Below are 8,693 nucleotides of genomic sequence, written 5' to 3'. Positions count from 1 at the left end.
ACTTTATTGTAGCCCATCAGGCTTGTAAATCATTTTTTAATTGTTTTTTTCATAATGCTGATAACTTAAAATTGCTACTCCTGCAAAAATAATTGGTCCAACTATCATCCACACAGTGCTCATAAATTGCCCTTGTAAGATTGGCGCAATCAAAGTAAAGATAATCGCTAATCCAACTGTCAATAAAACGACAATTGAAGCTAACTGAGCTGAACTATCCTTTTTAAAGAACGTAAATGGTCTTCCAACATCGTTTTTCTTTCTAAATTGCATGTATGCATACGCAATAAATAAATATGGTAATGACATTGCAACGTTAGTCATCGAAATTACAATTTGGAAAAATAATTTAGCATTTTTCCCACCAAATGAAACTAGCAACAGAAAAGCAATTACTAATAAAGCTTGTATTTTCATGGCATTCACTGGTAAATCATGCTTTGTTTTCCGTATCAATTTAGGCCATAACTTTTCGGGAGTTCCTTCAACCAACTGTTTAATTGGTGAGAAGATAACTGTCGTAAATGCCCCCATTAATGCTAAAAACATTGAAAAACCGATATAACGAGCAGTCCATAGTCCCATCTCTGTTGCAACATGATGAGAAAAGTTAAGTGCTAATCCTAATTGATAACCAAAATTATTCATTGCAATAAAAGCTTCATTTCCTAAATTAACATGTGATCCATTGGCCGCATTAAAAACTTCATTCCAATTGGTAAACATACCAGTCACAAAAATCCCTAAACAATAAACTAACGTAATCATAATGGCACTAATTGCCACACCTCGTGGGAAAGTTTTTTGTGGATTTTTAGTTTGATCAACTAACCCACTGATAATTTCAATTCCACCAAAAGCAAAGACTGCGAAAACAGAGAAACTCAAAGTTCCAATTACACTAGCGTATTGAGGATCTGGAGATTTAATTAGACTAGCAAAACTCAATGGTTGTAATGGGTGACCATTTAAAATTAAAATCACTGTTCCACCAACAATTAAAATAAAACTGGCTAATAACATGGCTGAACCACCAATTGAGGTAATTAGCTTAAACTTACTTAATCCACGACTTGCGATAAAGGTAACCAAAATTACCAATAAAGAAGCCAAAACCCCTAAAGTTTGGACATCACTTAGCCCAAATAAATGCCAACTCTGGGTTTTATCAACCCCAAAAATGGCCGTTGAAATTGGAATCCATATAATTGAACTCGTATTTAACATCCATGAGATAAATGATGTATACCACATCACAATCCCAACGAAAGCAAACTTAGGATTAACGGCTTTTGCCATCCACGTGTAGATTCCACCTTTTGCATTCGGAAATGCCGATCCCATTTCAGCCACCATAAAGGCAAATGGTAAAAAGAAACAGAATGCCGCAATTACATACCAAATAATGGCTGCATACCCCATTAAATAAAAAGCACGCGGGATATTAACAAAGTTAAAGATGGAAGTGAAAACCATCAATACTAAAGACAGTAGCGTTAATTGACGTTTTTTCATAAAATTTAATTTTTCCTTTCAAAGTTGAACAGTAATTATACTTTTTTAATTAATTCTTTCAACTCTGTTTTGGGATTTTTTTCTACACTACGTAAATATTCATCCATTTCAGCATCCGTTCTAAAGCCATCTGAATCACCACGTTCGATGACTCGATGCATTGGAACAGCTAACCAAATTGGACAAGCTTTCATAGCACTAACCACCTCTTCAGATGATTGGTGTAGTTGTTGAGCCAAATCTGCCAAACTCAGAGTTTTTCCATATGGAATTTTAGTGATGCTTTGCCAGACTTCCTCTTGTTGGGGCGTTCCATCAACAAAATAATCAAGATTGAACACAAATTGAGTAAGTTTACCCTTTAGGTACTTTTTCAATTCTTTTCGATAGTGATCAGTTTCTCGATGAGCATGTACATATTCAAATTGAGTTAAGGGATAAAAATCTAGGATTTGTGATACGCCCATTTCTGGAGAACTAACGAAATTCAATCCTTTTTTAGTGACAGTATAAAAAACTTTGCGACCGTCAACGTTGATTGCATCCCAATAAATTCTTTGCATTTGTACAATTCCCCTTTCGACTTACAGATAAATTCTATTTTAGCATATTTTTAAAACTTAAATTAAAAAGAATTGCCAGACAAACTGACAATCCTTTCATCTAATTATTAAATATTAATTTTAAACCTCGATAAATAAGATAAAGAATACAGATCGACCAACTCATGAGTGAAACAATCAAAGCCAATTTTACATAAAATGGGGCTTCATATTTTACATTCAATTTATTGGACCCAGCTCTAGATGGAACCATGATTCCACCGATTTTAGAAAGATGATAATGATTAAGATCATCGTTTTTTTCCACCAATCTATGTGCATATTTCAACTGATGACCATTTAAATTAATCTGAGTATCATGATAAGCAACTACTGGAATCATCGTCATTGTTCTCTGCTTACTTTCCCAGCTAACTTCCATACTCCCGTTAGGTTGAACTTGTTTTTTAAATTCATCCTCGTTATAAGTAATTTGTTTTTGGTAATCACTTTGTAAATCATGTGGCTGGCGAAGTTTTGTATGATTAGGCAAATAATCAGTATTAGCTCGAATTGAGTCTCGCAACGGTGCATCCAATTTTGCTCCTTGGAAATCTTTGCGAATTCCTTCGTTGCTAACTTGTTTAGGATAATAGCCATATGGTCTTAAATGCTGGGCGTAAACGCCTGATTGAGGTGCAATATTATCCAAGTTCCAATTATTACTCAACTGTTTTTGAATATTCATCATGCCAATAAAAACTGAAACGAAGGTTAATAAACTTACAAACACAAAATAAGCTGTTTTTACTGATTTGAATTGCACTTGTTGCACAAATTGATTAATTGATAATAAAAATCCAGTTAACAAGAGAATGGCAGCAACTGCATAAAAACGAGAAGGAAATTGTAAGAAATCTCGAAAACACGGGAACACTTTTCCCCAATAATCCCAGGGAAAATATTCTGAAGAAATGGCAAAGAAGGCTAATCCGACGGTTGTAATCATCATATTTAAATTACTGCGCTTTAAATTAAATAAAATAAAAATTACTTGTGCAATGATAACGATGATAAAAACGATTCCAACTCCATTTTGCAATAAAGTATTATTAATTAATTGCATTCCACCCGTTTGCAATGATTGAACTCTAAAAGGTGCAATTAAATTATTTTGTCCAAACACATTGAAGAAGGCTGCAAAATAGTTTGCACACAAGAAACATGTTAGACCAATATTTTCCCCGATTTTAATTAAGTATTTATTCTTTTCGTTTGAGCGAACCACACCCACTAAGAAAAATGGAATTAACATTAAAACTGTAATCACAGCACTCAGAATATGCATTTCAATTAAAATGGCAACTACTAGGGCTAAAGACACATGAATTCGTTTGGCTGAACCCGTCAATAAATCAAGTCCTAACATGACTGCGAATGGCAGCATCATTGAACCCCAATCCAAAAAGGCGGAGCTAGTCATCCAGTACGTAATGAAATTCTGGGAAAGAAAAATAATTGCACCAAAAGTTGCTAACCAATAGTTAATTTTTAAACGTCTAAATAATGCATATGCACCGATTCCGGCAACAAACAATAAAATAAAGCCAGAAATGATTTGAAACCATACCCAACTATGAGTTAAAAACAAGAGCAAGCCTAACCCATAAGCCATGTATGGGCCATAAACGGCATTTACAATCTGGCCTGATTGACAATAACCAAAATTAGACATGAAATAACTAAAACGTCCCAGCTTAAACTGCATGGCCGTATCATAAATTCGATTGAAATGGAAAAAGGTATCATATCCCACAATGACATTTCCTGAAAGGGTCTGAACTGAAAGTAAACTAAAAACAGCAATTAAAATAACTCCAATTGCCCACCAGTTTTTTTGATTTTGTAATGCTTTTTTCACTTTTCAGCCCCATTTTCTTCCAAATCTGCAACATTAATATTCTACACTAAAAAAATACCCAACTCCATTAAATTTGGAATTAGGTATTCTATCTATTGATTTTTTAGTAATTTGCGTCGCTTAAAAACATAATAACAAACAATAATTCCATACGGAACGTATACCAGTAAGGCTACTACCGCTAAAATAATTACCAATGGAGTTGTCTTTTTCTGAATGAAATAGGCTGCAATTAAAACCACAAATAATGGCGTAATCACAAAATTAGCAAACTTACGTAATTTTATTAATTTTTGATCAATTTCTTCGACCGTCATTTTATCACTCCTGTTTTATTGAAACAATTTAAATCGTGTTTCGTCATCAATAAAATCTTTATCTTTGGCATTACCTTCAATTGAACCAAAATTCATTTCAGCACGTAATTGCCAACTACTTGGAAGTTTAAATTCGGCTTTAACAGCTGCACTAATCAACGGATTATAGTGTTGGATATTAACTCCCAATCCATTTTCTTCTAGGCCAGTCCAGACAGCAAATTGAGCATTTCCTTGTACCTGCTCTGACCAGTTATACTCGTCATATTGATAAGTTGCAATTTTAGGATTATCTGCATAAGCTTTCACGACATCCATATCAGTAAAGAATAAAATCGAGCCAAAGGACTGCTTAAAGGTTTCCATTTTGGCTTTCGTCCGCAAAAAAGCATCTGGTTCAAGCTTTTCTTTTAAGATTTCACCCGTCAAATCCCAAAGTTGATCATGTTGTTCATTAAATAAAACCACTGCCCGAACCGGTTGGCTGTTAAAAGCTGACGGTGTATAACGAACAACTTCTTTAATGTATTCATATAAATCCGCCTGTGAGATTTTAACATCTTTACCCAATTCATAAATGGTGCGACGTTTTTTCATTAAATCTAATAATTGTGTGTTCATTTTAACCTCTTATTTAACTTGATTTTTGGTAGCACCGGTCGTAATGGCATCATGGAAATTGTCAAAACTAATTCTAATCATGTCTTCCGTGGCTGGTTCAGTAAAATAACCCATGTGAGGAGTAACCAAGACGTTAGGATAGTGTTTCATTAAATCAAGTAAATCTTGGTCGCCTAAATCATCAAGACTATCGAATTGTTTTCCACTAATATTCCTACCATGAGCAATCACATCAGTCGCATATCCACCAAGACTGCCGTCATCTAAGGCAGCGGTCACTGCAGCAGTATCAACCAAAGGACCACGAGCAGTGTTTACCAAAATTGCGCCCGGCTTCATGCGACCGATCTCAGTTGCTCCAATCATCATGTCATTTACTCCAGGGAAGTAAGGGACATGAATCGAAACAATATCTGATTGCTTTAGTAAAGTGGTTTCGTCACAAGTTGTAAATCAAAATCGTATTGGTTTAATTTTTGATATAAAGGCTTTTCAAAGTCTTTCACACTATACGCTGTAATTTTAGTCATTAGTTTGCCTCTTATCGTTCAACTGGATAAATTGGTTTACCCGTTTTAATGGTACTCTTGAAGTTTTCAAAACTCGTACTAATCATATCAGTAACAGCTGGAACTGTGAAAAAGCCCATATGAGGAGTCACAATTACATTAGGATAGTTTTTCATTAAATCTTTATCGATTTGGTTAGGAACATCATCCAAAGTATAAAATTGTTTGTCCATCACATGTTGTTCGTCGAGAAGGACATCCGTGCCATATCCGCCGATTTTAAAATCTCGAACCGCTTGAGCAACTGCTTCATTATCAACCACTGGTCCCCGTGCTGTATTAACTAAAATTGCTGATGATTTCATTTTAGCTAATTCTGGAGCACCAACTAAATTATCAGTTTTCCCAGGAATGTAAGGAACATGAATGGAAACGATATCTGATTCCTTTAGTAACGTATCCATATCAACAAATTCAACCGCATCATTAGATGAATCGGGATGACGTTGGAAAGCTAATGTTTTAGCTCCAAGGGCTTTGTATAATTTAGCCTCGGCAGTTCCAATGTTACCGGCACCAATAATTCCCACTGTAGCATCGTGAATTTCGTTGGCAAAATATTCTGGTAAAATTCGAAAATCACCCATATGCGTATTGTAAGTTGCTGGAGCTACGTGACGGAATAAAGTCATTCCTAAAATAAACGCTAATTCAGCAACTGAATGTGGTGAATAGTTAGGGACGTTTGCTACTTTAATGCCTAATTCATTGGCAGCCGCAAAATCATAACGATCAACTCCCACGGAACGGGTATAAACTAGTTTAACGCCATAACTGGCGATTTTTTCTAAAACATCTTTTCCAGTATCATCGCCACCACTCACTAAGACAGCATCTGATCCTTCTGCTTTAGCAACATTCTTAATCGATAGATGTTCGGATACGAGGTTTAATTCAAATTTATCTTTATTTAATTTTTCAAAAAGTGGGATTTCCACTTCACGTACACTGTAAACTGTTATTTTAAACATTTTGAAATCCCCTATTTTCATAATTTACTTCAATTATAGGTTAGATTTATAAAGATTAGCAAGAATTAGAGGTTTTAGTTGTGCAAATATAAAATGCAAAGTAGCCATAAAAATGAGATAATTATAATACGAAAAATTTAAATTTACATAAGGACGTGTTCATATGAAAAAAAGATTAACCTATATTGATGTTATCAATGTAGTAGCAATCTATGCGGTTTTAATGCTGCATTCATCACAGTATCAGTTATCTAACGGTTCAGTTGTAAAAAATGGAATCATTCAAGCTATTTTTATTCCTGCCGTTTCTTTATTCTTTATGAATTCGGGGGCAACCTTAATTGGTTATTTAAAAAAATACAATACTAAGGTTTTCTTCATCAAAAGGTTTAAACGAGTTGTAATTCCATTGGTTTTTTGGAGCATTGCCTGGTATCTCTTTGATATAAATTTTCATGCTTTTCCAGGGCCAATTCCCCATCCAAATCCTAGCATTTCTGATTTTTTAATTAGTTTTGCTAATAATAATATCTTTAATATTTTTTGGTTCTTTTATGCAATTATCCTTTTATATTTGACGACTCCAATTTTGGCTTACCTAGCTGACAAATATAAAAACATTTTATTTTATATTGTCTTTTTAAATTTTTTTGGAAATTTCTTTTTTAATTTTCTGGCTGGTCTTACTAAATATGGCCAATTCATGCCACAAACTTCCATCCAAATCAATCCGTTCATTTCCGTATACATTGGCTTTTTCATAATGGGTTATCTCATCAAAGTTAATTATTTTAATCAAAAACAATTAACTTTAATAAAAATTTTAGGTTTAATAAGTCTTATTGTTTTAGTTTTAGCTCCCATTTTAAAGATTAAACATGATTTATTAATTAACTCACATTTCGTATTTTTCTACTGTATTGGACTTTATATTTTCCTAAAACAACTATCAGAAAAATATAACTTTTTTACACTCCATCAGAATTTCATTGCTAAGTTGTCCTCAACTAGCTTAGGATTTTATATTTTACATCCACTCTTCTTTTTGTGGTTTACTCTAATTTTTCCAGTTTCTACTAAAGGATTTATTTATATTTGGGTTATGCCACTAGTTGCTTATATAATCTGCGGAATTATAATTTATTTCATGAAAAAAAACAAATTTTTAAAAATTGTTATGCCATAATAAAAAATCATCCGAAAAATTCGGATGATTTTTTTGTTCTAATTTGAAGGAGTAACCGTAGAAGGTGCATTCCCTTGTGAGTCAGTTGGTGGAGTAGATGGAGCCTGACCACTGTTACCTTGTGGGGTAGAACCGCCATTGTCTGGTTTATTGTTTGAAGCAGGATTATGATTTTCTGGAGCTGGTGCTGCAGGTTGATAGCTTCTAGCTGGTGCATTAGTACTTGAAGAATTAGTAGTTGATGTCTGAGAGTTAGACACTTGTTTACTAGTACTGTCAGAACTACCATCATTAGAATTATTTGAACTATTATTAACAGTTGGAACTACAGATTTATTAACTTCATGAATTGCAGCGGTTGTTTCTTTAGGTGCTTTAGTGATTTTTTTAGTTTTCTTTGTTTTCTTTTTCTTATTATCAGTAGATGAAATCTTCTTAGCTTTGAATTTACTTAAAACAACGCGATCATCATTTGCAGCTTTAAGTTTCTTTGCCTCTTTAACAATATCAGCATAGAAGGCATTGCTTGATAAATCATCATCAAAAATATCATCTAATGTATTATTTGAAGCTGTAAATTCTTTTGCTTTATTTTGCTCTAAAGCTTGATTATAAATCTTTTTCAAACGATTAACATTTTTGGAAACTTGCTTAAGCACTTTTAATTCTACTTTTGCTCTGCTTTCAAGTACTGATGAACCTTGGTCATAATTTAATACATCATTAAAATCAGATGCAGCTTCATTAAAATCATAATCTTTAAATTTGTTCTCACCAGCAACAAACTTGCTGGTTTGACTCAACAAATTGTTGACTTCCATTGAATCAGGCTTGATTTTAGCTGCTCTTTGAAAATTAGTTTGTGCTGCATTATATTGACTTTTACGGATTTCAGTACGTCCATTTTTCATGCTACTATTATAAGTTGATGCATTAATTTCGTGATTTATGAAAAACCCACCAATTATTCCTACAATAAAAATTGTACCAATCGTATACAACATCCATTTTTTCATATATTAAATTCTCCTAGGTAGCGTCAAGAATCTTG

Annotated in this window: 9 protein-coding genes; 1 reads left to right on the top strand and 8 read right to left on the bottom strand. The window is 33.5% G+C overall.

Annotation, left to right across the window (positions count from 1 at the left end; translation table 11 throughout):
- Positions 1-36: 36 nt before the first annotated feature.
- The 7 genes from yjeM to FD36_RS05700 form a co-directional block, all read right to left on the bottom strand.
- A complete protein-coding gene (yjeM, locus tag FD36_RS05730; protein ID WP_056958690.1) occupies positions 37-1,515 on the bottom strand; it encodes a glutamate/gamma-aminobutyrate family transporter YjeM in 1,479 nt (492 codons plus the stop codon).
- Between the two features lie 35 nt (positions 1,516-1,550).
- Positions 1,551-2,078 (bottom strand): methylated-DNA--[protein]-cysteine S-methyltransferase, encoded by a 528-nt coding sequence (locus FD36_RS05725; RefSeq protein WP_014082468.1) that lies wholly within the window; start codon positions 2,076-2,078, stop codon positions 1,551-1,553.
- Positions 2,079-2,178: 100 nt separating this feature from the next.
- The gene (locus tag FD36_RS05720) at positions 2,179-3,978 is read right to left on the bottom strand and encodes a hypothetical protein (protein ID WP_056958688.1); all 1,800 of its coding nucleotides are present in this window, start codon (positions 3,976-3,978) and stop codon (positions 2,179-2,181) included.
- Between the two features lie 92 nt (positions 3,979-4,070).
- Positions 4,071-4,295 (bottom strand): hypothetical protein, encoded by a 225-nt coding sequence (locus FD36_RS05715; RefSeq protein WP_056958686.1) that lies wholly within the window; start codon positions 4,293-4,295, stop codon positions 4,071-4,073.
- 15 nt (positions 4,296-4,310) lie between these two features.
- Positions 4,311-4,916: a nitroreductase family protein gene (locus FD36_RS05710; protein WP_056958684.1), complete on the bottom strand. Its 606-nt coding sequence runs from the start codon at positions 4,914-4,916 to the stop codon at positions 4,311-4,313.
- Positions 4,917-4,925: 9 nt separating this feature from the next.
- Complete coding sequence (locus tag FD36_RS05705) at positions 4,926-5,318, bottom strand: NAD(P)-dependent oxidoreductase (RefSeq protein WP_235803516.1); 393 nt, start codon at positions 5,316-5,318, stop codon at positions 4,926-4,928.
- A 139-nt stretch (positions 5,319-5,457) separates the two neighbouring features.
- Positions 5,458-6,456: an NAD(P)-dependent oxidoreductase gene (locus FD36_RS05700; RefSeq protein WP_056958682.1), complete on the bottom strand. Its 999-nt coding sequence runs from the start codon at positions 6,454-6,456 to the stop codon at positions 5,458-5,460.
- 163 nt (positions 6,457-6,619) lie between these two features.
- Here FD36_RS05700 and FD36_RS05695 point away from each other — a divergent pair, with 163 nt between their 5' ends.
- Positions 6,620-7,642: an acyltransferase gene (locus FD36_RS05695; RefSeq protein ID WP_056958680.1), complete on the top strand. Its 1,023-nt coding sequence runs from the start codon at positions 6,620-6,622 to the stop codon at positions 7,640-7,642.
- Positions 7,643-7,680: 38 nt separating this feature from the next.
- Here FD36_RS05695 and FD36_RS05690 read toward each other — a convergent pair whose 3' ends face one another.
- On the bottom strand, positions 7,681-8,658 hold the full coding sequence (locus tag FD36_RS05690; protein WP_056958678.1) for a tetratricopeptide repeat protein: 978 nt from the start codon (positions 8,656-8,658) through the stop codon (positions 7,681-7,683).
- Between the last annotated feature and the right edge of the window lie 35 nt (positions 8,659-8,693).

The sequence above is a fragment of the Fructilactobacillus sanfranciscensis DSM 20451 genome (genome assembly GCF_001436035.1).
GTDB classification, from domain to species: Bacteria; Bacillota; Bacilli; order Lactobacillales; family Lactobacillaceae; genus Fructilactobacillus; species Fructilactobacillus sanfranciscensis.
This window is presented reverse-complemented; position numbering and strand designations above follow the sequence as displayed.